A 24,688-nucleotide genomic window follows, 5' to 3' on the forward strand; every position below is an offset into this window, starting at 1 on the left:
CGGAAACGATCTCCTGTGTCATCGGGCTGCACTTCTACAGGATCGCCTGTGAATAGACCTCAAGATCGCCGAGGTTTGGTGATGTGTCAGGCGGGAACGTCGGGACGATGCGGGCACTGTTGATGAAGATCGAGCAGGCGACCGGGCTGGACCGGATCGGCGACCGGCTGCAACAAGGCGTCCAGCGGCGGATCAGCGACGAACGGGTCCGGGACCTGCTGCACGGGGTCTGGCTGGGGCATCCGCTGCACCCGGTGCTGATCCAGGTGCCGATGGGCGCCTGGCTGAGCGCCGCCGTACTCGACATGCTGCCCGGCCAGCGACGGGCCGCCACCACCCTGGTCGGCGTCGGCACCGCCGCCGCGCTGCCGGCGGCGGTCACCGGAGCGAACGACTGGGCGAGCCTGTCCCGCGAGCAGCGCCGGATCGGTCTGGTGCACGCGATCGCCAACACCATCGGCCTGGCCTGCTACACCGGATCGCTGGTCGCCCGGCTGCGCGGCCGGCACCAGACCGGCCGTACGCTCGGGTTCCTCGGCCTCGCCGCAGTCGGTGCCGGCGGCTTCCTCGGCGGTCATCTCGCCTACAAGCAGGCCGCCGGGGTCAACCACGCGGTACCCGAGCTGCACCGGATCTCCGCCGGCTGGCACCCGATCGCCGAGTTCGCCAACCTGCCCGAATCGGGAATGATAAGCCGGCAGGTGGACGACGTACCGGTGCTGGTCTACCGGCACGGCGAGGACGTCACGGTGCTGCTGGCCCACTGCGCCCACCAGAACGGACCCCTCGACCAGGGTGAGGTGATCAGCGCGGACGGCCACGCCTGTGTGGTCTGCCCGTGGCACGGCAGCGCGTTCCGGCTCACCGACGGCACCGTCGCCCACGGCCCGGCCGCCACCGATCAGCAGGTGCTGCGCAGCCGGGTGGTGGCCGGCGTCGTACAGGCCCAACTGCCCTGACCCGGCGGTGCCGGGGCGGCCGGCAGCCGTACGGTGAACCTCGCGCCGGCACCGGGGTGGCCGGTGGCCTCGATGGTGCCGCGGTGCGCGGTCACCACCTCCCGCAGCAGCGCCAGACCCAGGCCGATGTGCAGCCGGTCCGACCCGGCCCCCCGATGGAACCGGTCGAAGATGCGCTCGCCGGGGTCGAAGCCGTCGCCGGTGTCCGCGACGGTCAGTTCGACCGTGTCACCGACAGCGGCACGGCAGACGACGTCGATCCGGCCGCCCGGTCGGGAATGCCGCAACGCGTTGGTCAGCAGCTCGGACACCACCCTGCGCAGCGCCGAGGAGACCCCGGCCACCGGCAGCGGCCCGTCCGACCGGTCTAGGGCGATGACCACGCCGTACTCCTGTGCCCGGTCGCTCTCGGCGAGGACCGCGTTCTCGACGACGGCGGCCAGGTCGACCGGCACGTCCGACGCCCGGTCGGCCGGGGCGGCGCCGAGCCGGGCGGACAGCAGCAGGTCGTCGACCACCTCACCGAGTTGCCGGGTGGTGCCGACCAGCCGGTCCAGGTCGGCGGCGTAGTCGGAGGGGACGTTGCCGTTGCGGGCCCGGCGGGCGAGCACCTGCGCCCTGGTGTGCACCTGGGCGATGGGCGTACGCAGCTCGTGGCTGGCATCGGCGATGAACCGCCGCTGACGCACGAGCGCCTCGGCCAGTGGCGCGACCGTGAGCCAGCCGACGACCATCCCGCTGGCCAGCGCGGCCAGCAGCCCGATCCCCTCGGTGATGGACAGGGCCAGGAGCAGCTGGCGACGGTCGGCGAGGTGGTAACGGGCGTCGAAGACGGCCTGGATGGTGTCGTCGCCCCGGGGCTGCGTGAGTACGAAGTAGACGGTACCATTGCGCTCGATCTTGGTCACCTGCTCGGTTCCGGTCGCGGCGACCGTCTCCATCACCTGACTCAGCGGGAATCCCTCCGGGGCGGGGACTCCTGCTGTCTGCAGCGCGGGGACCGCCGCGTCCTGCGGTGCCGGGGCTCCTGCTGTCTGCTGCGCGGAGGCCGCCGCGCTCCGCGGCTCGCCGCCGCTGCGCAGGAACAACCAGGTGCAGCCCGGCGGGCCGGACGGGTCGCCGCGGCTGGCCGTGTAGCGCAGCTCCCGGTCGATCTGCTTCTCCTGCCCGTGGACGAGCATGCCGTAGGCGATCCCGCCGACCAGGGTGACCAGCGCGGTGACCGCGAGGCCGACCAGCGCGCCGACGCGCAGCCGGGCCCGCGCGATGACCTTGCGTTCGGCGGCGGCCCAGGAGGTGCCGAACGGCTCGGCCGACGATCGGGGCATCAGAGCTCACCGAGCCGGTAGCCGAGCCCGTGGACGGTCCGGATCACCGAACGACCAAGCTTGCGGCGCAGGTAGTAGACGTACGTGTCGACGATCGAGGTGGCGTGGGCGTCCTCGAAGACCTGCCGACGCAGCCCGGACCGGGAGTGCACCCTTGTCGGCGCCGTGGCGATCACCCGGAGCAGGTCGAACTCCCGCAGCGACAGCGCGACCCGGGACCCGTCGGGCAGCACCACGTCCCGCAGCCCCAGGTCGAGCCAGCCGTCGCCGACCCGTACCGTCTCGGCCGTGTGCAGGCTCCGCCGGCACAGTGCTCGCAGCCGGGCCGCCAGCTCGTCCAGTTCGAACGGTTTCACCAGATAGTCGTCGGCGCCCGCGTCGAGGCCGGCGACCCGGTCGTCGACCGTGCCGAGCGCGGTCAGGATCAACGCACGGGCCTGCACCGCACGCGATCGCAGCCGGGCTAGCAGGTGCAGCCCGTCGATCGCGGGTAGCATGCGGTCGATCACCATGACGTCGTACGGTCGGGTCAGCCCCAGATGCAGTCCGCGCTGTCCGTCATGGGCGGCGTCGACCCGGTAGCCTTCGTCGGCGAGCGTCTCGCTCAGCAGGCTCGCGAGGTCCGCGTCGTCCTCGATCAGGAGCAGGCGGTGTGCCGGTGGCGCCGCCACACTTGCCGTCATCACCCGTTGAGAATCGCACACCCCGACCCGGTTATCCCATAGACATTCGTCTATTCCTAGTAATCTCGGCGGGTCGCGGGCACGACTAAGCTGCGCCGGGCCGCGGCAGCGTCAGTGGTCGGCGTGCTGGAAGTGGTTCGCGCACAGTCGCAGCCGTCGCGCGTGGATCACCATCACGCTACCGAGGACCAGCTGGACCAGGCTGCGCCAGACATCGGCCCACCGGTCGCCGGTGCGCATCAACCACATCCGCAGCCGCCCCGGAACCCCAACCGCCGCCGACCCGGCATCGGGCGCCGGCCCGGCGTCAGTCGCCGGCCCGGCCGGGATGATGAAGCACGGACCCCGGCTCGGCAACGACCGGTCGTGACGCACCGAAGAGGCCAGCGCGTACCGGCGCAGCACCTCACGGGTCACGGCGCGCATCATCACCGGCGCGACGCCGCGCGCCGGACATGCCCGGTTCGCGGTGACGCCGAACGGCACGAAGTGTGCCTCCCGCCGGGACACCCGCAACCAGCGGTCCGGGTCGAATTCGTCATCGGCGGCCGGCCCGGTGCGCTGGTACGCGAGATAGTTGAACAGCAGCACCGATTTGGCGGGCAGCGTGGTACCGGCGTCCACCTCGATCGGCGCCGAGGTGATCCGGTGCGCCACCCCGAACAGCGGATGCACCCGCAACGTCTCGTCGATCACCCGGTCCAGCAGCCGGTCCGCGTCGGCCGCCGGCCCGTCCAGCGCCCGGCGTACCGCGAGCTGCGTCGGCGGATGCTGGGCGATGGCCAGCAGCAGATGCGCCATCGCCTCGGACATCTGCACCACCGCCGTGTTGAAGAACGCACCCTGCAGCCACCAGGCGGTCTCCTGCGCGGTGAACGGCTCCGGCAACACGACCGGGGCGGTACCCGCGTCGACCCGGGCCCGCAGGTAGCGGGTCAACCGGTCGCGCCGGTCCATGTGCCGCAACCCGCAACACTTCAACGCGGTCACCACGTCGTCGGCGTTCGCGACGATCAACGCCCGGGCGTCCGGCGGGCACGCCTCACCGAAGACCAGCTCGTAGTAGACCTCGGCCCAGACCGGCAGCATCATGTCCCGCAGCCGCACCCGGCTGACCTGGCCGGCCGGCAGCTTGTCCAGCTGTCGGCGGGCGGCGGCAGTGGCCAGCTCTGTCGACCGTTGCTGCGGCACGGCCAGCACCCGCCGGGTGGTACGGGCCACCGCAAGGTACCGCTCACCCGGTTCCAGATGCTCCTGGTGCATGTGCGGGCCCGGGGCCAGCCAGTACCAGAATAGGTCGGACAGCCCGGCACCACGGCTGCGGCCGTCCGCCGCCGGATGCGCGTACACCTTCTCGAAGTTTTCCGCGCCGACCAGCGGGCCAGGCACCGGGATCCCCTCGGTCCCGTTGACCCGGGCGAACACCCACTGCCGCAGGCCGATCACCGCCGGCGGCAGCCACCGGGGCAGCGTCCACAGCAGCACCGCCGCCGCGACAGCCAGCAGCACCGGAACGGCGAGCCCGGTCACCGCCGTACCGCCTGGGTGATCAGGTCGGCAGTGACCTCGGCCGGGCGGGCCGCCCCGGCCAGCGCAAGCGTCCGGTCCAGGTCGGCCCGCAGCAGCTCCAGCACCTGCCGCACGCCGGCCTCACCGGCGGCGGCCAGACCCCACAGGACCGGCCGGCCGACGCCGACGGCGGCGGCGCCCAACGCCAGCGCGGTGAGTACGTCGGTGCCGCGCCGCACCCCGCCGTCGAGCAGCACCGGTAGGCGACCCGCCACCGCGTCGACGACGGCGGGCAGTGCGGCGAGGCTGGCCGGTACGCCGTCGAGCTGCCGGCCACCGTGGTTGGACACCAGCACCGCGTCGGCGCCGTGTTCGACGGCCAGCGCGGCGTCGGCGGGATGCAGGATTCCTTTGAGTACGATCGGCAGCCGGGTGATGCCGCGCAGCCACTCGATCCGCCGCCAGTCCAGTCCGGCGTCCATCGTGATCGACCGGAGCTTCCCGGTCGCCGGGTCGCGCATGTTCTCACAGCACAACCCGTCCGGCAGGTCCAGGAAGCCGTTGCGCAGGTCCCTTTCGCGCCGGCCGAAAACCGGCGAGTCGACGGTGACCACCAGGGCGCCGCAGCCGGCGGCCTCCGCGCGCCGGATCAGCGACTCGGTGAACGCCAGATCCGGCTGCGGGTAGAGCTGGAACCACAGCTTCGGTGGCCGGCCCGTGCCGCTGCTCGCCGATGGCCGGGACGTCGCCGCTGCGGCCGCGGCCGCGATCTTCTCCACCGAGGTGGTGGCGGCCATGCTCACCACCATGATCGTGCCGGCCGCCGCAGTCGCGCGGGCGGAGCCCACCTCACCGTCCGGATGGGCGAGCCGGTGGAACGCCGTCGGTGCCACCAGCACCGGCATCGACAACGTCTCGCCGAACAGCTGCGTGCGCAGGTCACGGTCACCGACACCGCGCAGCACCCGAGGCAGTACGCGGTAGGCGTCGAAGGCGGCCTCGTTGTCCCGTACCGTCCGTTCGTCGCCGGCACCGCCAGCGAAGAAGTCGTCGTGTGCCGGGTCGAGCCGGCGACCGGCCGCCGCCCGCAGATCGGCAAGGTTCACCGGGGCAGGGCCGCCGGCCAGGGCGTACCCCTTCATCGGCGCACGGCGACCGGGTGACGGGACGGATGGTGACCCTGCACCCGGCCGCGTATCGCCGCAGTGACCTCGATGTGCACTGCGGCAGCCACGCGCCGTAGGTTGGCCGGGTGCAAGGAGCCAGTCAGATCGAAGATATCGATCCTGGTCGCCGTATGGCTGATCACCTCCCTGACCGTAGCCACGGATTCTCAGAACGGTCTCAGCCCGACCGTCCGGTGTGGTGCCACAGTCCGGGATCCGGCCTCCCGTAACAGAATCCGGATCTGAGTAATTTCTGATTTCGAGCCGCTAGCATCGCCGCATGCCGGCCGCGTCCATCAAGGAGCTCGTCGACCATGCCAGCAACTGAGCCGGGCACCCCGCCTGCAGCGTACCCACGGCAGATCCTGGACCTGCTGGCAGCCGCCGCCGACCGGACAGTGTTCGAGCACGGCACGCGCGAGGTCACCGGCGCCGAGCTGCTGGACGCCGTCGGGCGGATCAGCACCGGTCTGCGTACGGCGGGAATCGGGCCGGGCGACGGGGTGGCGATGACGCTCGGCGTCTCGCCGGAGGCGTTCGCGGCCATGATCGCCGCCCAGGTGGTCGGTGCCCGGGTCTCCGGGGTGCGATCGGGTCTGACCCCCAAGCAGTTGCGTCACGTCCTCACCGGTGCCGGTACCGCTACCACGCCGGCCAACCGGGCGGTGGTGGTCGACCGGTCGACGGCGACCGGCGAACTGCAGCTCGCAGCCGACGGGCTCGACCTACTCGCCGTCGGCGACCTGCTCGCCGGACCACCGTCGGCGACCGCGCTGGACTGCGCCGGCCGTCCGGCCGACGCCGGGCGCATCGTCTACACCAGCGGCAGCACCGGCGACCCGAAAGGCTGCGTCGAGACGTACGCCGGGCTCGGCGCGGGATGGGCGGCCTACCCCGACCGGTGGCCGACAGCCATCCGCGACCTGGCCACGAAGCTGGACCGCTTCCTGGTCTTCGGATCGCTGAGCAGCCTGGTGATGATGGAGTACACCGTGCTGACCCTGGCCGCCGGTGGTATCAACGTGATCGCCGAACCCACCGGCGGGCCGGAGCCGTTCCTGCCTTCGGCGATCACCCGGCTGCGGGCGACCGCCAGCGTGGCCGCCGTACCGCGACTGCACCAACTGGTCACCGGCCAGCGCACCGACCCGGTCGACCTCAGCACCTTGCGTGCCCTGCTGGTCTCCGGGTCGCCGCTGGAACCCGGCCGACTGGCGCAGGCCGAGGCGGTGCTGGGGCCGATCGTCTACAACGGGTACGGCCAGACCGAAGCCGGCCTGATCTCGATTCTGACCCCGGCCGAGACGGCCGGGGCACCGGCCCGGCTGGCCAGCGTCGGCCGGCCCGCCGAGATGGTCCAGACGCAGATCCGGGACGGTTCCGGCAACCCGGTGCCGGACGGCGGTGAGGGCGAACTGTTCGTCCGTAGCCCTGGCCAGGCCGCCGGCTACTGGGGCGACCCGGTCGAGACGGCGGACGTGTTCGCCGACGGCTGGGTACGGACCCGCGATCTCGCCCGCTTCGACGCTGACGGCTACCTGTACCTGCTCGGCCGGATCCGGGACGTGATCATCGTGCACGCCGACGTCCGGTACGCCGGCCCGATCGAGCGGGTCCTGGCCAGCCATCCCGGGGTGGCCGAGGCATGCGTCGTCGGGATGCCCGACGAGCAGAGCGGGGAGGCCGTGCACGCGTTCGTCGTGCCGACCACCGCCGATCGGCCGGACCCGACCGAGCTGGGCGAGCTGGTGGCCGACCGGCTCGGCCAGGCCAGCCGGCCCCGTACCGTCACCTTCATCGACGTGGTGCCGGTCGGGCCGAGCGGCAAGCCGGACAAGCGGCAGCTCCGGCCGGGCGGCGGCTGAACAGCCGGGTCAGCCCCGGTCGCGGCGGTGCCGGCCGGTCTCGCCGGAGGTTCCGGCGGTACGCCGCTTCAACCCGAGCATGGTGCCGATCTGCGCGCCGACGATGCTCGCTGCGGTGATCACCGCAGTCACCGCGAGCGGACGGTTCAGGTTCTGCTCCGGGCCGGAGCGGCCGGCGGAGACGCCGCCGCCAAGGTTGCCGGTGGCGTCGTTGTCCACCTGCCAGGCGGGGCGGTCGACATCTGACGGTACATCGACCGTCGGCGGGGTCTGTGGAGCCGCCGGCTGCTCCGGCGTCGGCTGCGACGGCGTGGGCGTCACCGCCGGGGTGACGACCGTGCCGGTGGCGTGCGGCCGTACACCGGTGTCCACCGCCTCGGCCGGCAACCGCAGCAGCTGTCCGGCCCGGATCCGGTCCGGATCGCCGATCTCGTTGAGGTCGGCCAACTCCCGGTAGTCACTGAACCCGCCGAGGTAGCGGTCGGCGATGTGGCCGAGGTAGTCACCCTTGGCGACCCGGTACACGGCCGGCTCCGCCGCCTCGTCCGGCTGATCCGTCGGCGCTGTGTCGCCGCCTTCCGGACCGGTGGGTGCCGACGCGAGCGTGTGCAACGCCGCTGGCGAGACCAGCGGGGCCGGCGAGCCTGCGGCGGCCGGTGTCGACGCGGCGGACCGCCCGGAGGCACCGACGAGCTGGTTTGGTGTCGCCTGCTGGCCGGCGGGCGCGGCAAGCTCAGGGGCGCTGCCGAACCCGGTGCCCACCACCGCCGCCGCCGAGGTCGCCTCGACCGGCCCCGGTGCGGCGTACGCCGCCGCCGGACCGGCCACCAGGATCAACGAGATCGCTCCGACCAGCGCGGCGGCGACCCGCTGCTGACGGCCCATGCCGGGCAGCTTCGGCGCCGGCCGCCGCAGCAGTCGGGCCGGCACCTCCACCAGCACCGACAGTAGGAACGTCGCCCAGCCCAACCAGCCGGCAACCGCCAACACCCGGATGAACAACTGTCCGTCGTCGCGGCTGGTCAGCGCGGTGCCGATCTCGTCGACGCCGGGCAGGTGGTCGGGCAGCGGGTTGCCGGCGAACGCGATCAATGCGACCGGTGCGCCGGCAAGCAGGATCAACAGGACGGTCAGCGCACCCAGGCCGGTGAGGACCTGCCCGAGCCGCCGGACGGGGGAAACGCGGGTCGCGCGCATTGTGCCGCTCCTCTCGAGGGGTCAGCTTCCCGTCACGGGTCGGTCCGGAGCACGGCAGTGGCCTGACCGGTCACCGCAATCCCCGGCGGGAAACCGAAGAGGCTGAGCATGGTGGTCTCGTAGGTCATGTCGACGGTTACCGTCATCTGCTGCTGATCGGGGGCGACCTCGACCGTGTACCCGGTCACCCCGGGCATGTCGTCGAAGTAGTGGTCTACCGCGGCGGTGGCCGCCGGGACGTCGATGAACTGGCCCTCCCCGCTGACTGCCAGACCGATGTCGATCTGCTGCCCGCCGGTGCGAGCCGCCTCAGCGGCCAGGTTGTCCGCCCGTTGTTTGGTGCGGTACTTGCCGGCGGCGTCCACGGTGATCCCGAGGACGGTCGCCACGGCGAGGAAGGCCACGGCGAGAAAGACACTCACCCGCCCCGCGTCGCGGTGACCGGACACGTCGCCGTCAATGCCCGGCCGCTGGCGGCTCATCCCCGCCCCCGGTAGCGGTCCAGTGGGGATCGGAAATCGGCGCTGAGCAGCCGGTCCTGCGCCACCCAGGGCAGCCCCAGATCACCGAACTGGACCGTGCAGCTGACCCGGACGTGGATCAGCGCGGTGGTGCTGCCCGGCGCGGTGGCGAACGCATTGGTCAGGGTGTCCACCCCGTTCGGGGCGAAGTCGGCCGCCGGCTCCCCGGTGCAGGCGATGCCCTCCCAGTCGAGGCGCTGCTGTGCGGCGTACTCGGCGTTGGTCTGCGCCTCGGCCACGGACCGGGAGATGGACGCGGCGCGGGCGGCGTCGTGCGCCGCCGCGTCCAGGGCGTTGCGGGCCAGCACCGTCCGCCCGGTCACCCAGGCGACGACGACCAGCAGCAGGAACGCCGGGGTGAGGATGGCCACCTCCACCGAGACCGATCCCCGGTCGCGGCACCGGTCGGAGCCCTGGTCGCGGCCCCGGCCGCCGCCCGCATGGCGTCGCCGCACGATCAGCCTCCCGCGACCTGCTCGAACCGCTCGATCTCGCCGTTGGCGGTCTCGCTGACGGTGAACGTCACCCCCGGCACCAGCGACAGCGCCTTGCCGCTGACGGTGTACGACACGTACCGCCCGTCCGGGCCGACCGACGGCTCCGGCAGCGGATCCGGGTCGAGCCAGTCGCCGGCGTCGGCGAGGAACGCGGCGGCGCGTTGCGCGCCCACCCCGGTGTCGGCGTTGCCGCTGCCCAACGCGTCGTAGCCGCGTTCGGCGGTGACCGCCTGCTGGGCGGCGCTCAACGCCACGGTGCGGGCCAGGAACAGCGCTGCGACCTGGATCGACGCGAACAGCAGCAGCAGGATCGCCGGCAGCAGGATGGCCAACTCGACCGGGGCCGCGCCCCGGTCCCGGGCATGCCGGACCACCGGGGTGGGTGCGGGCCGGACCACCGGGGTGGGAGTGGTCCGGCCCGCCCGGCCGGCCAGCAGTCGACGCATGTCGCCGATCAATCGCCGCCACCCGGGAAGTTGCCCGAGTCCGGCAGGTCGCTGGTCGGATCCGGGTTGGCGTTCATGAAGTCGAACGCCAGGTTCGACGCCCAGGCGAGGACGGCGATCGCAACCAGCGCCAGGCCGACGATGATCACCGCGGTGGGGACCGGGCTGTCGCCCCGGTCCCGTTCGTCGGCGGTGCGCAGCTCGCCGAGTCGGCCGGCCACCGCGAGGTAGAGGCGGGTGAATATCTGCATGATGGCGTGTCCTTTCGGGGGTCTGCCCGGCAGCCGCCGGGCGGTCAGATCCGGGCGGTCAGATCCGGGCCAGGAAGGGATAGAGGACGAATCCGATCAGGACGAAGACCAGGAACGCTCCCGGGATGTCGAGCCGGCCGGTGACCGCCTCCGCCCGAGCCAGGTTGTCGGTCCTGATCTGGTCGCGCAACGAGTCGGCACGGCTCCGCAACGTCTCGTGCACCTGGGCACCTTCGGTGCCCGACGACTGCATGATCGACCCGACGTCGCCGAGCTCCGGCACGCCGATCTGGTCGGACAGGTCCCGCAACTCGTCCCAGGGCGAATGCATCTGCAGCTGGGCCAGCCGCAGCGCCTCCCGGATCCGTTCGAAGACCCAGCCGTCGCACACCTTCGCCGCCCGTTCCAACGCCTGCACCGGCCCGTGCGCCGCGGACAGCTGCAACGCGACGAGATCCAGATAGGTGCAGACCGCCCGGCTGAACTCCCGCCGGGCCTGCCGGGCCTTGCTCACCACGTCCTGGTGAGCGATCAGCGCGGCCGCCGCCGCCAGCACCAGGCCGGCGGCCACCGGTACGGCGACCGGCAGCTCGATGCCGACCACACCGAGCGCCATCGCCAGCACCGGCGGCGCGACCAGCCCGATCAACGCCGACAGCAGCAGCGACAGGGCGTACTGCTCCGGGGTCCGGCCGAGCAGAGCGAGCTCCTTGTGCGGTGGCCGCAACCACCGGACCACACCGGTCAGCCAGGCCAGGTCACCGTCGGCGGCGACCACACCCGGCCGGCCCTGGGTGTGGTGCAGTCGGCGCAGCGCCGGCCCGAGCGCCGGCGTGGCCGGGCTGGTCTCCCGCAGCAGCAGGAAGACCCCGAGGCCGATCAGCGCCCCGCCGACCACCGCGACGGTCAACTGCCAGTTGAGGATCATGTCAGCACCTCGTCCGGGTCCGGGGCGGCGAGGAACCGGGCCGGTCGGGGCGGGATGCTCATCTGCCGCACCCAGACGAGCAGCGCGACGAACAGGCCGCCCAGCGAGACCATCACCAGTTGCCCGGTCGGCGTGCCGTACGGCGCCATGTAGTCCGGGTTGACCAGCCCGTACCCGAGAACCAGCAGGGTCATCACGGTCAGGAACCGCACCGCGAACCGGGGCTGGGTGCGTTTCGCCTCCACCTCGCGGCGGGTGGCGACCTCGGCGGCGGCCGCGTTCGCAATCGACGCCAGGACGTCACCGAGCCGCTCACCCCGGTCGGTGAGGTGCAGGATCAGCGCCGCCACCACCTGGTCGCAGACCGGGTCGCCGATCTCGTCGGCGAACGCCAGCAGTGCGGTCCGGCCCAACCAGCCGGCCTGCAACCGGGACGCCAGGTCCCGTACCTCCGGGTTGATCTGCTCAGGGGCGGTGCTGACCGTGCCGATGATCGCCTGCTGCAGCCCCTGGCCGGTGCCGGAGACGTCCTTGAGCCGGCGGGTCCATTCACCGACGGCCTCGATCCGGGCGATCGCCCGCCGCTCGGCCTTGCCGACGTTGAACAGCCACGGCGCCCCCGGCACGGCGACCGCGACCAGCACGCCGGCCACCGGCAGACCGGTGATCAGGAAGGCGAACGCGCCGACCAGCCCGGCGGCGACCAGCAGCGCCTGATGCTGGCGCTGTTCGCGGCGGCTGGGGCCGGAGCCCAGCCACAGCCGACGCACCAGCAGCCCGGCGCGCGACGGCGGACCAGGTGGTCGGCTGGTGCCGATCAGCGCGACGACGGCGAGGACCAGGCCGCCGATGCAGGCGGCGCCGGCGACGACCGCGATCACCTCGATGTTGGCGGGCAGGTTCACCGGTGCCCCCGCAGGACGGTGTGTCGTGGCCGACGCCAGGCGCCGACGCCGGCTTCGATGTAGCGGGACAGCATCCGGGCGTCGTAGCCGACCCGCAGCAACTGCTCCCGGATCCGTTCCGGCAGATGTCGGGGGATCGCCCGGCCGTCCGGGCCGGGGCCGAAGACGGTGGTGGTGGCGATCCGACCGCCCTCACCGACCCCGATCACCTCCTCGACGTGCGAGACGAACCGGTGCTTGCGCCCGCCGATGCCGGTCTCGTCCTCGACCGTGACGTAGACGATCAGGTCGAGGGCGTTGCCGGCCATCCGGCGGGCCTGGTCGACGGTCATCTCCCGGCCGTGTGACAGGGCCAGCTCGACGATCCGCTCGCCGACCCCGGACGGGGTACGGGCGTGGATGGTGCACATCGAGCCACGGCTGGTCGTCATCGCCTGCAGCATCGGCACGATCTCCCGGGACCGGACCTCACCGACGATGATCCGCAGTACGCCCATCCGCAGCGAGACCGGGATCAGGTCGGCGATGCTCACCTCACCGGCCGGACGGCCGTCGAAACCGCGTTCGCCGTGGCCCTCGCGGGCCTCGAAGCTCATCACCGCCCGGTGCCGATCGGTACGCCGGGCCGGCAGCAGCTCGCGGCTCTCCTCCAGCAGCACGTACGGCTCGTCGGGCGGGATCTCGTCCATCAGCGCCCGGATGATGGTGGTCTTGCCGGCCCCGGCCAGCCCGGCGACCATGATGTTCAGCCCGGCCCGCATCGACGCCCGCAGGAAGTCGCGGACCAGCACGTCGATCATCTCGTCCAGGTCGGGCCGGCCGCCGGCCACATCGTCGAGGCTGATGTCCAGGGTGTTGTGCTTGCGGATCACCGCGTACGGGCGGTGGCTGACCAGGTAGACGGCGGCCAGCCGGCTGCCGTCGGGCAGTTGCAGGTCCAGCGTCGGCTTCGAGGTGGACAGCGACCGTTCGGTGGCCCCGGCCCGGCGGGCGGCCGCCTGCAGGATCTCCACCAGCTCGTCGTCGCTGTCGGCGATCGGGTCGTGCCAGTCCACCTGCCCGTTGCGGCGGGTGATCCGCACCTGGTCACAACCGAGGATGTGGACCTCTTCGATGGTGTCGTCGACCAGCAGGGTCTGCAGCCGGCCGAGCCCGACGAGTTCGGCGGTGACCTGGTCGAGCAGCACCCGTTCCTCGTACGCGGTGAGCGGGGTGCCGGCCCGGCGGACCTGGTCGGCGTACTCGGCGACGACCGCGACGGCGAGCCGGGCCCGCTCGACGTCCTCCTCGTCGATGGTGAACTCGCGACCCCGTTGCCAGCGGGTGAGCCGGGTGCTGAGCTCCCGGCGCAGCTCGCGGACCAGTGCGAAGTCGGTACGCGGCCGGGCCAGCGCACCGGTGCCGGTGGTGTCGGGGGTGGCCGGCGGCGTGGCCGCTGGGGCCAGCGCGGTCGGCGGCGGGGCGACGAGGCGCGAGGCGACGGGTGGCGCGGCCGTCGGCGGCGGGGCGGTCGGCGGCGGGGTCACCGGGGGCAGGGTGGTCGGGGCGGCACCGGGCTGGATGCCGGGCCGGGGTGTGCCCGTGGGCCGGGCGGTGGGCGGCGCGGCCCACGCCGGACCGGACACCGGCGGAGCCGACACCGGCGGAGCGGCCGGTGTGTTGCCCGCCGGTGCCGCGCTGACCGGGACGACCAGCGGCCAACTGTGCCGCGCGCTGTGGCCGTGCTGCGCGGGACGCAGCGGCACGCCGCTGTGCCGCGTCGCGGCGGGCGGTACGGCGTCGCCCGGGGCGGCTTCGCCCGGGATGCCGTTCGGACCGAGCGGCGGGGTGATCGAGGTGAGCGGGTCCGGCCGGTCCCGGGCCGGTCGCGGCGGCTGGCCGGACTGACCAGGCCCGCCATGACCGGACCGACCGCGCTCGACGGGCCGGCCGGTGCCGTTCTCGGACTCGTCCCGGGGGTCGCTCAGCACTGGCTCAAATCGCATTCGGCACCCCTTCCGGCGTGGCCCACCGCAGCCGGGCCTGCCGTCGTTCGATCAGCGAACGGACCGGGACCTCCAACGCGCCGGCCGCCCGCAGCAGCGGCCGGTTGAGCTTGACGGTGCCGCCGTGGCTGAGCACCTCGGCGGTACGGGGGTCGGCCGGCAGCCGGGAGATCACCGGCAACTGCAGGGCCTTGCTGATCTCGGCTCGGCTGTGGCCGTCACCGACCAGCAGCAGCCGCAGTGAGCCGGGCGGCACCCGGTGCTCGGCGAAGTCCCGCTCGATGGTGGTCACCGCTGCGCGGGCGCTGGACAGGTCGGGCAGGTGCGCGGCGGCCACCACCAGGACGATGGTCGCCGCCCGCAGGATCGGCCACGGTGGATTCGCAACGTAGAGTCGGCCACAGTCGACGATCACGTCGTACGGTGGTCGGCCGTGTTCGAGACCGACGAAGAAGTCGGCGAACCGTTGCCACAGCGGCGTGACGCTGCCGATCTGCGTCGGGTCGACCACGCCGGGCAGCAGCAGCCGCTCCCGGTGGGGGGCGTCCAGGTCGACCAGCTGGCTCCAGAAGGCCTCCTCCAGGTTGCCGTCGCGCAACTCGCTGACCGCCAGTTCCCCGATCCCCCGCGGGCCCTCCAGGGCACCGCCGAGGTAACCGGCCATCAACGTCCCGCCGGCCGGATCGCACTCTGCCAGCACCACCCGGTGGTGCCAGGAGAGCGTGCAGGCGAGCGCGCTGGTGGTGACGCCGGGGGAACCCTTGGCGGAGACGAGCGCGACGATGGCCATCCGTCAGGCCGCCGGGGCCAGCACGACCGCGATCCTGTCCTCGGCGGCGAGCACCACCACCGCCGGCACGTCCCGGGCGGCGAGTGCCAGGTAGGCGATGACCCCGCTGCGGTCGTCGGCGGCCACGTCGATCACGGTCGCGTCGAACCGGGTGACCGCGTTCTCACTGGCGTTACGCGTCGGGGTGCCGACGAGGATCAGCTTGTCGCCGGGGTTCAGCTGCCGGGCCGGCACCTGGTCGGCCCGCAGCCCGACGGCGATCTGCTGCTGGTCCGGCCCGATCATCGGCTCGTTGGTCAGCTGCGCCGGGGTGAGCAGGCTGCCGGGGACCAGGGCGACCGCGGCCCGCAGCCCGACGACCTGGTCGAGCTGGCTGGCCGGCACCGGCTTGATCGCCTGCCCGCCGGCCACCTGCACGGTCACCAGGTCGTCGGCGGACAGGACCGTACCGACCGACACGTCCCGGGCGACCGCCAGGTAGGAGCCGGTGGCCCGGACCGAGGTGACCGCGAAGGCGGACCCGAGCCCGCCGAGGGCGATCAGCAGCACCGCCAGCCCGAGCAGGCCGGGCCGGACCCGTCGCTGCCGGACGATCTTCGGCGGGGTGACCGGGGCGTCGACGCCGCCTTGGCCGGTACGTGTCGTCGCCACGGTCATCGCCGTACCACCTGCAGTTCGTCGATCTCGATCTCGATGGGGTCGCTGCTGACCTGCGGGCTGGCGAAGATGTCCTGTTCCACATCGTTGATGAACCAGGTGACGTCCCAACTGACCGTGGCGGTGATCCGGTAGCTGCCCGGCGTCAGGTAGCCGTTGTCGTAGCCGCAGCCGGGGTTCCAGGGGTTGTCGACTGCCGGGTCGTACGCGTCGAAGACCTCGTCCCGTTCGCAGCTGAAACTGTCGCCGTTGCCCATGTTGAAGGTGATCTCGTCGACTTCGGCGACCACCCGGACGCTGACGTCGCGGTCCGCCTCGTCCTCATCAAGCGGCCCCCAGACGGCGTTGGACTCCTCGGACCACACCCAGACCGGCAGACCGACCAGGCCGGGCTTGTCCGGGTCGGGCGCGGTGTGGATGACCGGCGGTACGAACTGGATCCGGGCGTACGCGCGGCGACGCAGCTCGTACGGGTCCGGTGGTGCCTCGTAGCCCGACGGAGGTTCGGACAGCCACTCCACGTCTTCTGAGACCTGCCCGGCGACGCAACTGACGTTGTACGCGACCTGCCCCGGCTCGCCGCCCGACGGCTGCGGCTCGGCCCGCATGTAGTAGCACTCGTCCTCGCGATTGAACCAACCGACGATGTCGTCGTAGCAGTCCAACTCGACGCCGTCGCGGTAGCACGGGCCGGCCCCGCCGTCGCCGCCATTGTTGCCGCCGCCGTTGTTGCCGCCGCCGCCGTCGTGGCCGGGGCCGCCGGGCTGCTCGACCCAGCCCTCGCACTCGGCCTGGGTGACGCCGCCGCAGCCGCCGCCGGACGACTGTGCGGCAGCCGGCCCGGCGGCGGCCAGCCCGGCAGCGGCCAGCAGAGCGACTGCGGCCAGCCCGACGAACATACGGCGGCTGGCGGCAGCGACGCCGGTCAGCATGGCTGGTCCCGGTGTGCGACACCCCGGCTGATCAGCCAGCGACCGTCGTCGTAGCGGGTCGCGGTGGCGGTGGCCAGGTAACGACCCACCTCGGTGCCGGGAACGACCGTGTCGGTGTCGTTGGCGTAGACCATCCGGTAATTCGTGGCGTCCAGGCAGTCCTGGATCTCCACCGCCATCGGCACCGAATCCAGATTGATGTCGGTTATCGTGGGTTCGGAGGTTAGTGAGCCGATACGCACGGCGCCGTGCTCCTTCGCGTCTCGAATGCTCAGCCTGACCCGGGTCAGGAGTGGGTCGCCGAGATATTTCTTCAACTCGGGGTGATGGGGGTCGGCCGCGTGTTCGGCCTTCTCTGCAGCGGCGAGGTAGCCGTTGTACGCGGCGAGCGCGGCTTCGGCGGCCTCGGCGGCGGCCGGGTCGTCGGTCGCCGCCGGTACGCGCAGTGGTGGCAGGGTGGCGGACTGCTCGCTGGCGCAGCCGGCGAGTGCGGCAGCCGCGAGCACCGACGCGGCCAGCATTACCGCTGGCCAGGGGCGCTGACTAGGCCTCACGTCCGTCCTCCTCGGTGCCCGCCGGGCCGGCCAGGGTGGCGCAGGGCGACAAGCACTATTGCCAACATCGATGTGTTGGGGTGTTGCCGTACTGTCCGCTGGAATGATCCAGTGCTGCCTCCGGCTGGTCCGGCCAGGTGTCGACCGACGCATTTCCGCCGGTCGGTCGGATGTTTCCCGGCGGTAGTGCATCGCTCAAGGGGGGAGCATAGGCTGACGCCCGCGACAGCAACAGGGGCAATTCAGAACAATACTCAGGGTTACGATCTTCGAGTCCGGTCCCGATGGAGGGCGGTGCGATGCCCGGTCATTCCGATCACCGCCCTAAGACGCATCCGAGTACGTCTGTCAAGTGGGCAGCGGTGATCGAAAACCGACAGTCGCCATCGCGAATTGCCAGCCTGCGCCGGATTCTGTCCCATTTGGAAGTCGACGGTCGGCGCGACCGCTGCCAGCCGGCGAGCCGACCACGGTGCGCGCCGAAACCGGTCGACCGGACTCCGCCAGGCCGGTCGACACCGAGAGTAAGCGATCATGAAAACACGGACCGTGACCGGCGTCGCGGACGCCGGGAGGGGGCGCAGGGATGATCACCGGTAACGAGCGCCCGGTCGGGACCGAGTCGGCACCGGCCCCCGCCCGGCGACAGCCCGGCCAGGCCGGCAGGCTGCTCGGCGTACTGCTGGTGCTGCCCGTGCTGCGCCGGGCCGTCGCCGTCCACTCGGTGGCACCCGGCGAACCGTGGCGGACCGGCTGTCCACGGTGCGGCACGCCGTTCGGCGCGGCCGGCCCGGCGGGGTCGTTTTCCCCGCTGGCGTCGGTGTCCCCGCTGGCCAGATGCGGGGGCTGCGGCACCCGGGTCGGCCCGCCGCCGTTCGCCGTCGAGGCGGTCGCCGTCGCGGCGCTGGCGGCGTTGGTCTCCGCCGGCCATCCCTGGCCGGTCCTCCTGGCACTGATCTGGTGGGCGGCCTGGATGGTGCCGCTGGTCTTCGTCGACCTCGCGGTGCACCGGCTGCCGGACCGGCTCACCTACCCGGCCGCCGCCGGGACCTGGGCGCTGCTCGGCGCGGCGGTACTGCGGGGTGAGCCGTCCGATGCCTGGCTGCGGGCGGTCATCGCCGGTACGGGCGTCGCAGCGCTGTTCGCCGCCACCACCCTGGCGTTCGGCGCCAGAGGGTTCGGGCTGGGCGACGCCAAGCTGGCGCTCAGCGTCGGCGCGGTGCTCGGCTGGTTCGGTTGGCCGATGGTGCTGCTCGGGCTGCTGGTCGCCTTCGTCGGCTCGGGCGGTGTGGCGGTGGTCCTGCTGGTCGCCCGGCGGATCCGCTGGACCCAGCAGCTGCCGTTCGGGCCGTTCCTGGTGCTCGGAGCCGTCGTCGGGGTGCTGCTGGCCGGTCGACTGCCGACGGCCTGAGCCGTCCATCGCCCCAGACCCATCTACAGACGCCGCTGAAGCCCGACGGGCCCGCGTCGTGCCGACGGGTTCAGAGGCGGCGGATGACCAGCCCTGGCTTGACGTCCGAGGCAGCCGACAGGTGCGCGATGTCCTCCGGGTCGCTGGTGAAGACGATCGCGCCGCAGGCAAGCGCGATGGTGACCACGCTGGCATCGACCACGTCACGCGTACCGGCCTTCCCACACAGCACCCCGGCCGATTTTGCCAGTTCCAGACCGACTGGAACGATTTCGCAGCTGCTCAGGAACCGTCCGAGCTGGACCTGACGGCGGGCATCTCGCCAGGCCTGGCCGACCACGACGGAAGGGACGAGCAGACGTCGCCCTTCCTCCACGGCCAGGTGGTGTATCGCCCAGATCCGTCGGTCATTGCTGTCGATCGCCAGCAGCACCCCTGTGTCGTAGACGTAAGGGATGGTCACGCGGCCGCCCGGCCGGGCGCGCTGAGCGCCTGGGCGTCGGCGGCGGCCATCTCCGCGCGTGCCGCAGCGATCTCTTCTACGGTGAACGCCCCGTGCTCGGCCTGCCAGTCGGCGACCAACCGCCGCCCGACCCGCCGCCGGAGCTCACTTTCCGCAGCGCTCGCCACCAGCCGCGACAAGGGGACGCCATCCTCGCGAGCAGCCTCGCCGAGCGCCTCGACCAGTTCCTCGGGGAGAGTCACAGTCACCTTCTTCGCCGCCACACATACACCATACAGCGATATGGCGGCGCCTGAGGCGAGTGCTGCCGCCCTCCCGGCCCGTTCGCCACCTGCGAACCGGGGCAGGATGGGGTGCATGGGCAGGGCGAACGAGCGACGCACCGTACTGCGGATCGACGTCGGCAGTGGGTCGACCCGGCGGGTCCGTCGGATGGACACCATTTCCGGGGAGGAGCCGCTGGAGATTCGGGTCGGCTCCGCCGGTGCGGCGCGACGTCCCCCGCTGGCCGTCACCATGCGTACGCCGGGAAACGACATCGACCTCGCGATCGGTTTCCTGCTGACCGAGGGTCTGATCGGGGCCGCCGAGGACGTGGTGACCGCCCAGCTGTGCGCCGGCACCGACACACCCAACACCTACAACGTGGTCGACGTGACGCTCGCCGGGCACGTCCCGCCGCCGCAGACCGACCCGGCCCGCAACTTCTACACCACCAGCTCCTGCGGGGTCTGCGGCAAGGCGAGCATCGATGCCGTCCGCACCCGGTCCCGGTTCGACGTGGCCGCCGACCAGGCCACGTTCAGCCCGCAGACCCTGGTCGGTCTGCCGGACCAGCTGCGCGCCGCCCAGCAGGGCTTCGACCGCACCGGTGGGCTGCACGCCGCCGGCCTGTTCACCGCCGACGGGCAGCTCCAGGTGGTACGCGAGGACGTCGGCCGGCACAACGCCGTCGACAAGCTGATCGGCTGGGCAGCCCGAGAGGACCTGCTGCCGCTGCGCGGTCATCTGCTGCTGGTCTCCGGGCGGGCCAGCTTCGAGCTCACCCAGAAGGCGTGGATGGCCGGCATCCCGGTGCTCGCGGCGATCTCCGCGCCGAGCAATCTGGCGGTCGCCCTCGCCGAAGAGGCGGGGATGACCCTGGTCGGGTTCCTACGCGGATCGACGATGAACGTCTACGCGGGCGCCGACCGCCTCACCGACTGAACCGGACGTGTCCGACGCTGCCGTTCGCCGTACGGCTCGCCGGGCTCCGGCGTGCCCGATAAGTTCACGTCTATCGCCGGTTCTCCTGAATCCAGCGCTCGACATCCGACTTCAGCCACACCGAGCCCATCGCGAGGACCGCGACCGGGTCGGGGAAGCCCTTGCGCCGGCTGATGATGTGCACCCGCTGTCGACTCACACCGAGCATCTTGGCGATCTCCTGCGCCCCGACCAGCTCAAAGTCCACAGCGTTGATGTTGTGGGGTTACGACAGGGGTTGACGCAGGTAACCCTTGAGTCATCCTTCCCGCGTAGATGGGTCAAGACAGGCCGTGTCCGGGCGGGTCTCCCGGCCAGCTACAGGAAGGAGGTTCGATGCTCGGAGCGGTCTTCGCGGCGTTGCGGGGCTTCGGTGCGGGGCTGTGGTCGTTCAAGGTCAAGTCGAGGTGGTGCCCGGACTGCGGGCGTACGACGTACCCGATGGCGGATCGGCGTGGCGGGTAGCCGGCTACTCGCCACGCCGGAGCCAAAACCCGGTGACGTACTGGTCATCGGCCGGGAAGCCAGCGTCCAGTTCGCCGACGACCGCGCCATCCGACTCCGGGTCATCGCCGTCGACCGGAAGTGGACCTACGACGGCTGGATCTGGCCCACCGGATACGTCATCGACCGTTACGGCAACGCAGCCGAACGGCGGGAGATCTTCGTTCAGCGCCACGGACTCTACCGACTGCCCCGGAACACCGAAACCTGACTATCGATCAAGGGAGAAAAATGATCACCGAGATGATCCGTGACTGGTGGCTACGGCGGCTCGACTGGCGCTCCGGCCGGTCGACGGCCTCCCAGCGGCTGCACCACCTGCGCCGCGAGTTGCGCCAACAGCGGCAGACGACATCGGCCCGCCACCGCCGACTCGTCGGCAACCGGGGACACCACTGGACCACACAGGCGACCGAACTGGTCCCCACCCTGCGCCCACTGATGACATACGGCCAGCAACTCGGCTACCAGGTCCTCGCGCACGGCTCGCCCTGACCGGCTCGCGCGCCGATGTGAGGCTGAGATACCTATCGACCAAGGGATTACGTATCTCAGCCTCACATCGGCAAACAGCAGCTTCCGCGAATTGTCCGGAAAAGTGCGATTCTGTGCTCAAGCTCGTCGCCGGGGTGCCTTCCCCGGCCCGGCGAACCAACTGACCGTTGACACCGCAGTAGGCCCGGCGGCATGCGGGCGCGGCGACGGACCGAGTGGGCCGTCGGGCGATCCGACTCGAGCAAGACGCCGGGCACCCGGCCGGGAGGCCGAAGTATCCACGTAAGGCACCTGATGAGCCACTGCCACGCGTTGGCGAAGTGCACAGCCTGAGCAAGGCCGGCCGGGCGTACGGCGACCGTGTGGACGGCGGCGCGACCTCGGGACGCGCCCCGCGTACCCCCGCAAGATCCCTGCCGTGTCTATGCTCGGCCCTGAACAGCGCAGACAGCCTCAGATCGGAGACGGGGACATGCAGGTCGCCGAAGTCTTGGACGTGCTCGAAGCACTGTTCCAGACCAGCAAGCACCCGGACATCACCGACGTCCGTCGGTACGGGCAGGACACCGAGCCCGGCGGCAATTCGCCAGCCGGGGTACGGGTCTACTACTCGACGGGATCGACCGGGATGCTGTGGGCGGCCGTCGGCAAGCCCGCGCCGGCACCGGCGTCGTTGCCGGCCGGGATGCCCGCACCTCGCGAGCGTGCGCGTCGCACGCTCGCGTTCGCCGTCCAACTGCTGGACTTCGCCCGACCCGAGGAGTTCACCTCGTGGGAGCCGTGCGCTTTCACCGGGGTGCACAGCTCCCCGTCCGGGGTGAAGATCACCTGCCGGGACGGCGGCACCGTCTTCCTCCGGGCGACCGCCACCACCGGACCGGGCGGCATCGCAGGCGAACCGCAAGAAGACCCGTACCCGGACTATCAGATTCCGGAAGGAGTCCGTTCATGGCGCCAGGAGGTAGGTGCCCGGTCTGCGGTCAGCAGGTGACCACCGCCCCCGGCCAGCCCGCACCGCTGCACCAGGGCCGGGGAAGCCGGACCAGATGTGCCGGATCGGGGCAGCCTACGTCCTGACACCGGCGCGACCGCGGAAGACCCCGGGGCGAGCCCGGGGTCTTCCGCGTCATGCCCGCGCGGAGCGGGTTCACGGGCGGCGTCGGCCAGCGGGGCGGGCCCGGTCGAGCCGCTCGCCGTCGGGTCGACGGCGCGGGCGGGTGTCCGACCGGCCCTTACGCCCGTTGCGGTCCGGCTTGGGCCACGGACCCAGCGCCGCCGGTGGGATGCCGCGGACCAGCACGTCGTCCATCAGTTTGGCCATCGAGTAGCCGGGTTCGACGTCGAGTGCCCGGTCGAGGGCGACCCGGGCCAGGGCTCCGTTGCCGGCCCGCCAGGCGGCGAAGGCCAGCAGGCTGGCCGGCCCGGCGGCGAGCTCCGGCTCGGCCCGGCGGGCGATGTCCTGCCAGAAGGTGACCTGCCACAGCTCGTCGGTGACCCGCTCCCAGGCGTAGTCGCGCACCTCCAGGTCGGTCAGCAGCAGACTGAGCCAGGCGATGTCCTCGTCGGTCGGGGCGATGCCCCGGCCCTGCCGTTCCAGCAGCATCCGTACCGTCTTCTCCCCTGCCCGGCGCAGGGTGCGGGCACCGAGCAGGTCGGCCGGCGGAGCGTGGTCGACCAGCGCGGAGCGGCGGGTCCGGGCGCGTTCGGTGGCGGCCCGCATCGCCGCGCGGGCCGGGCCGGTGACCGGTTCCACCTGGCGACGCAGCGCGGCCCGGTCGGGCAGGGCGACCTGCCCGGCGACGGTGGCCGCGACCGCGACCGGATTGATCTCGGCGTCGAACCGGTGGCCCTCCGGCGGGCAGCAGGTCGGATCGTCGCAGAAGGAGGACCAGTAGCGACCGTCGGCCACCCGCAGCGCGTCAAGCAGCACGGTGCCCTGTCGGCGCAGCGCGTCGGTGGTGTCCCGCAGGACCGGGTCGACGGTGTCGGCCGGACCGTAGCCGAGCACGACGGCGGCGCTGACCTGCTGACGATCGACGATAGCGGTCAGCTGGGCGGTTGCCGCCGCGCGGACGTCGGCCGGGACCGTGGCGTCCGGCAGGTCGGCGCGGGCGGCGATGACGACCGTGTGGTCGCGCATCCCGACCACCACCACGCTGTCGGCGGGGTGGAAGCCGATCAGGTAGGGCACGGCGGCGATCAGGTCGGCGGGTTCGCGGACGGTGAGCGCGGCGCCCGGAGACGTCCCGGCAGCCAAATCAGCGGCCGGGTCGGGAACGGAATCGGGGGTGGGTACCGGTTCGGTAGGTGTCATGCCGGAAACTGTCGCGCCGGACGGTGACCGGTTGTGGCCGTCCCGTCCCGACCTGTGGACGACACGCCGGGTTATCCACAGGCACGCAGAGTAGTTTCCCTGGTGACGGCGTTTCTGCTCACCACTGGTTGCGCCACTGGATCGGGTGGCGGGTGGCGCGGGTTACCGTGCCGCCATGGATCTGGCGTACCTGCGGGCCCACCCGGAGCACCTGCCGACCTTCCTCACCCATCAGCGGATCCGGGAGACGCCGGTCTCCGGCGGGTCGATCTGCGCGGCGAGCCGGCTCACCCTCGACGACGGCAACTCGGTGTTCGCCAAGTCCTGGCCGGAGCGGTCCGCCAGGCCGCTGCCGGACGGCCTGTTCGTCGCCGAGGCGGCCGGGTTGCGTTGGCTGGCCGCCGCCGGCGGGGCACCGGTGCCGGAGGTGCTGGTGGCGCTGCCGCAACTGCTGGCCCTGGAGTGGGTCGAGCCGGGCGAGCCGGACCCGGCCGCCGCCGCGCAGTTCGGCCGGGAGCTGGCGATCACCCATCGGGCCGGCGCAACCGGGTTCGGGGCGGACTGGCCGGGGTTCGTCGGCGCGCTGCCGCAGGACAACGAACTAACGACCGACCGACCCTGGTCGGCCTGGTTCGGGCAGCGCCGGCTGCTGCCGTACCTGCGGATGTCGGTCGACAACGGCGCGCTCACCGCCGCCGAGACCGGCCTGGTCGAGCAGGTGGTCGACAACATCGACGGGTACGGCGGCGACGAGCCGCCCGCTCGGATCCACGGCGACCTGTGGCCCGGCAACCTGCTCTGGGGTGCGGACGGGCGCTGCCGGCTGGTCGACCCGGCGGCGCACGGCGGGCACCGGGAGACCGACCTGGCGCAGCTGGCGCTGTTCGGCGGCGCCCCGCACCTGGACCGGATCCTCGACGCCTACCAGGAGCAGTGGCCGCTGGCCGACGGGTGGGCGGCCCGGGTGCCGGTGCACCAGCTGCACCTGCTGCTGGTGCACACCGCCCTGTTCGGGGCGGCGTACCGCTCGGCCGTCGCGGACGCGGCACGCGACGCGCTGCGATCCTGACGCACCGGCGCGCT

29 protein-coding genes are annotated in these 24,688 nt (G+C 72.2%); 9 read left to right on the top strand and 20 right to left on the bottom strand.

The window, feature by feature from the left end:
- Positions 1 to 107 precede the first annotated feature (107 nt).
- Positions 108 to 959, top strand: a complete 852-nt coding sequence (locus ACFHWT_RS04850) for a Rieske 2Fe-2S domain-containing protein (RefSeq protein ID WP_416593349.1) — start codon at positions 108 to 110, stop codon at positions 957 to 959.
- Here the strand turns inward: ACFHWT_RS04850 and ACFHWT_RS04855 are convergent.
- From ACFHWT_RS04855 to ACFHWT_RS04870, 4 genes are all read right to left on the bottom strand, one after another.
- Entirely contained in the window at positions 902 to 2,287 is a 1,386-nt protein-coding gene (locus ACFHWT_RS04855; RefSeq protein ID WP_416593350.1) for a sensor histidine kinase, read from the bottom strand. The two genes, ACFHWT_RS04850 and ACFHWT_RS04855, sit on opposite strands and share 58 nt — an antisense overlap.
- Positions 2,287 to 2,970, bottom strand: coding sequence for a response regulator transcription factor (locus ACFHWT_RS04860; RefSeq protein ID WP_416593514.1), 684 nt, complete (start codon positions 2,968 to 2,970; stop codon positions 2,287 to 2,289). Before ACFHWT_RS04860 ends, ACFHWT_RS04855 begins: the two co-directional genes overlap by 1 nt.
- Before the next feature lie 111 nt (positions 2,971 to 3,081).
- On the bottom strand, positions 3,082 to 4,500 hold the full coding sequence (locus ACFHWT_RS04865) for a cytochrome P450 (RefSeq protein WP_416593351.1): 1,419 nt from the start codon (positions 4,498 to 4,500) through the stop codon (positions 3,082 to 3,084).
- Positions 4,497 to 5,621 (bottom strand): alpha-hydroxy acid oxidase, encoded by a 1,125-nt coding sequence (locus ACFHWT_RS04870; RefSeq protein WP_416593352.1) that lies wholly within the window; start codon positions 5,619 to 5,621, stop codon positions 4,497 to 4,499. The genes ACFHWT_RS04865 and ACFHWT_RS04870 overlap by 4 nt, the downstream gene beginning before the upstream one ends.
- Before the next feature lie 338 nt (positions 5,622 to 5,959).
- On the opposite strand from ACFHWT_RS04870, the gene ACFHWT_RS04875 reads away from it, so the two are divergent.
- Positions 5,960 to 7,510 carry a class I adenylate-forming enzyme family protein gene (locus ACFHWT_RS04875; RefSeq protein ID WP_416593353.1) on the top strand — a complete coding sequence of 517 codons (1,551 nt, stop codon included), beginning with the start codon at positions 5,960 to 5,962 and terminating at the stop codon, positions 7,508 to 7,510.
- A gap of 9 nt (positions 7,511 to 7,519) precedes the next feature.
- Here the strand turns inward: ACFHWT_RS04875 and ACFHWT_RS04880 are convergent, their stop codons facing one another.
- The 12 genes from ACFHWT_RS04880 to ACFHWT_RS04935 all read right to left on the bottom strand — a co-directional run bounded on the left by ACFHWT_RS04880 (position 7,520) and on the right by ACFHWT_RS04935 (position 17,140).
- Positions 7,520 to 8,707 carry a LysM peptidoglycan-binding domain-containing protein gene (locus ACFHWT_RS04880; protein WP_416593354.1) on the bottom strand — a complete coding sequence of 396 codons (1,188 nt, stop codon included), beginning with the start codon at positions 8,705 to 8,707 and terminating at the stop codon, positions 7,520 to 7,522.
- A gap of 32 nt (positions 8,708 to 8,739) precedes the next feature.
- Positions 8,740 to 9,189, bottom strand: coding sequence for a pilus assembly protein TadG-related protein (locus tag ACFHWT_RS04885; protein WP_416593355.1), 450 nt, complete (start codon positions 9,187 to 9,189; stop codon positions 8,740 to 8,742).
- The gene (locus tag ACFHWT_RS04890) at positions 9,186 to 9,683 is read right to left on the bottom strand and encodes a TadE/TadG family type IV pilus assembly protein (protein ID WP_416593356.1); all 498 of its coding nucleotides are present in this window, start codon (positions 9,681 to 9,683) and stop codon (positions 9,186 to 9,188) included. Before ACFHWT_RS04890 ends, ACFHWT_RS04885 begins: the two co-directional genes overlap by 4 nt.
- Positions 9,684 to 9,685: 2 nt before the next feature.
- On the bottom strand, positions 9,686 to 10,183 hold the full coding sequence (locus ACFHWT_RS04895; protein WP_416593357.1) for a TadE/TadG family type IV pilus assembly protein: 498 nt from the start codon (positions 10,181 to 10,183) through the stop codon (positions 9,686 to 9,688).
- Complete coding sequence (locus ACFHWT_RS04900) at positions 10,180 to 10,422, bottom strand: hypothetical protein (protein WP_416593358.1); 243 nt, start codon at positions 10,420 to 10,422, stop codon at positions 10,180 to 10,182. The genes ACFHWT_RS04895 and ACFHWT_RS04900 overlap by 4 nt, the downstream gene beginning before the upstream one ends.
- A 58-nt stretch (positions 10,423 to 10,480) precedes the next feature.
- The gene (locus ACFHWT_RS04905; RefSeq protein WP_416593515.1) at positions 10,481 to 11,347 is read right to left on the bottom strand and encodes a type II secretion system F family protein; all 867 of its coding nucleotides are present in this window, start codon (positions 11,345 to 11,347) and stop codon (positions 10,481 to 10,483) included.
- Positions 11,347 to 12,249, bottom strand: coding sequence for a type II secretion system F family protein (locus tag ACFHWT_RS04910; RefSeq protein WP_416593516.1), 903 nt, complete (start codon positions 12,247 to 12,249; stop codon positions 11,347 to 11,349). Before ACFHWT_RS04910 ends, ACFHWT_RS04905 begins: the two co-directional genes overlap by 1 nt.
- Positions 12,250 to 12,251: 2 nt before the next feature.
- A complete protein-coding gene (locus tag ACFHWT_RS04915; protein WP_416593517.1) occupies positions 12,252 to 13,781 on the bottom strand; it encodes a CpaF family protein in 1,530 nt (509 codons plus the stop codon).
- Positions 13,782 to 14,229: 448 nt separating this feature from the next.
- On the bottom strand, positions 14,230 to 15,030 hold the full coding sequence (locus ACFHWT_RS04920; protein WP_416593359.1) for a ParA family protein: 801 nt from the start codon (positions 15,028 to 15,030) through the stop codon (positions 14,230 to 14,232).
- A gap of 3 nt (positions 15,031 to 15,033) precedes the next feature.
- Entirely contained in the window at positions 15,034 to 15,687 is a 654-nt protein-coding gene (locus tag ACFHWT_RS04925; RefSeq protein ID WP_416593360.1) for an SAF domain-containing protein, read from the bottom strand.
- Positions 15,684 to 16,619: a hypothetical protein gene (locus ACFHWT_RS04930; RefSeq protein WP_416593361.1), complete on the bottom strand. Its 936-nt coding sequence runs from the start codon at positions 16,617 to 16,619 to the stop codon at positions 15,684 to 15,686. Before ACFHWT_RS04930 ends, ACFHWT_RS04925 begins: the two co-directional genes overlap by 4 nt.
- Complete coding sequence (locus ACFHWT_RS04935) at positions 16,613 to 17,140, bottom strand: hypothetical protein (protein ID WP_278174707.1); 528 nt, start codon at positions 17,138 to 17,140, stop codon at positions 16,613 to 16,615. Before ACFHWT_RS04935 ends, ACFHWT_RS04930 begins: the two co-directional genes overlap by 7 nt.
- 619 nt (positions 17,141 to 17,759) lie before the next feature.
- On the opposite strand from ACFHWT_RS04935, the gene ACFHWT_RS04940 reads away from it, so the two are divergent.
- Positions 17,760 to 18,584 (top strand): prepilin peptidase, encoded by an 825-nt coding sequence (locus ACFHWT_RS04940; RefSeq protein WP_416593362.1) that lies wholly within the window; start codon positions 17,760 to 17,762, stop codon positions 18,582 to 18,584.
- Between the two features lie 70 nt (positions 18,585 to 18,654).
- Here ACFHWT_RS04940 and ACFHWT_RS04945 read toward each other — a convergent pair whose 3' ends face one another.
- Positions 18,655 to 19,017 (bottom strand): type II toxin-antitoxin system VapC family toxin, encoded by a 363-nt coding sequence (locus ACFHWT_RS04945; protein ID WP_281552299.1) that lies wholly within the window; start codon positions 19,015 to 19,017, stop codon positions 18,655 to 18,657.
- Positions 19,018 to 19,043: 26 nt separating this feature from the next.
- Entirely contained in the window at positions 19,044 to 19,289 is a 246-nt protein-coding gene (locus tag ACFHWT_RS04950) for a hypothetical protein (protein ID WP_416593363.1), read from the bottom strand.
- 115 nt (positions 19,290 to 19,404) lie between these two features.
- Here ACFHWT_RS04950 and fdhD point away from each other — a divergent pair, with 115 nt between their 5' ends.
- Positions 19,405 to 20,253, top strand: coding sequence for a formate dehydrogenase accessory sulfurtransferase FdhD (gene fdhD / locus ACFHWT_RS04955; protein WP_416593364.1), 849 nt, complete (start codon positions 19,405 to 19,407; stop codon positions 20,251 to 20,253).
- Positions 20,254 to 20,323: 70 nt separating this feature from the next.
- On the opposite strand, the gene ACFHWT_RS04960 is transcribed toward fdhD, so the two are convergent.
- Entirely contained in the window at positions 20,324 to 20,500 is a 177-nt protein-coding gene (locus tag ACFHWT_RS04960) for a helix-turn-helix transcriptional regulator (protein WP_416593365.1), read from the bottom strand.
- Between the two features lie 128 nt (positions 20,501 to 20,628).
- Between ACFHWT_RS04960 and ACFHWT_RS04965 the strand changes: the two genes are divergently transcribed.
- The 4 genes from ACFHWT_RS04965 to ACFHWT_RS04980 all read left to right on the top strand — a co-directional run bounded on the left by ACFHWT_RS04965 (position 20,629) and on the right by ACFHWT_RS04980 (position 22,282).
- Positions 20,629 to 20,757 (top strand): hypothetical protein, encoded by a 129-nt coding sequence (locus tag ACFHWT_RS04965; protein WP_416593366.1) that lies wholly within the window; start codon positions 20,629 to 20,631, stop codon positions 20,755 to 20,757.
- Positions 20,747 to 21,007, top strand: coding sequence for a hypothetical protein (locus ACFHWT_RS04970; protein ID WP_416593367.1), 261 nt, complete (start codon positions 20,747 to 20,749; stop codon positions 21,005 to 21,007). The genes ACFHWT_RS04965 and ACFHWT_RS04970 overlap by 11 nt, the downstream gene beginning before the upstream one ends.
- A gap of 20 nt (positions 21,008 to 21,027) precedes the next feature.
- On the top strand, positions 21,028 to 21,291 hold the full coding sequence (locus ACFHWT_RS04975) for a hypothetical protein (RefSeq protein ID WP_416593368.1): 264 nt from the start codon (positions 21,028 to 21,030) through the stop codon (positions 21,289 to 21,291).
- Positions 21,292 to 21,763: 472 nt separating this feature from the next.
- Positions 21,764 to 22,282 carry a hypothetical protein gene (locus ACFHWT_RS04980; RefSeq protein WP_416593369.1) on the top strand — a complete coding sequence of 173 codons (519 nt, stop codon included), beginning with the start codon at positions 21,764 to 21,766 and terminating at the stop codon, positions 22,280 to 22,282.
- Positions 22,283 to 22,438: 156 nt separating this feature from the next.
- Here ACFHWT_RS04980 and ACFHWT_RS04985 read toward each other — a convergent pair whose 3' ends face one another.
- A complete protein-coding gene (locus ACFHWT_RS04985; RefSeq protein ID WP_416593370.1) occupies positions 22,439 to 23,605 on the bottom strand; it encodes a DUF4192 domain-containing protein in 1,167 nt (388 codons plus the stop codon).
- Positions 23,606 to 23,780: 175 nt separating this feature from the next.
- Here ACFHWT_RS04985 and ACFHWT_RS04990 point away from each other — a divergent pair, with 175 nt between their 5' ends.
- Complete coding sequence (locus ACFHWT_RS04990) at positions 23,781 to 24,674, top strand: fructosamine kinase family protein (RefSeq protein ID WP_416593371.1); 894 nt, start codon at positions 23,781 to 23,783, stop codon at positions 24,672 to 24,674.
- Positions 24,675 to 24,688: the final 14 nt, after the last annotated feature.

It is taken from the genome of Micromonospora sp. LOL_021 (genome assembly GCF_048060215.1).
Classification (GTDB): Bacteria; Actinomycetota; Actinomycetes; order Mycobacteriales; family Micromonosporaceae; genus Micromonospora_E.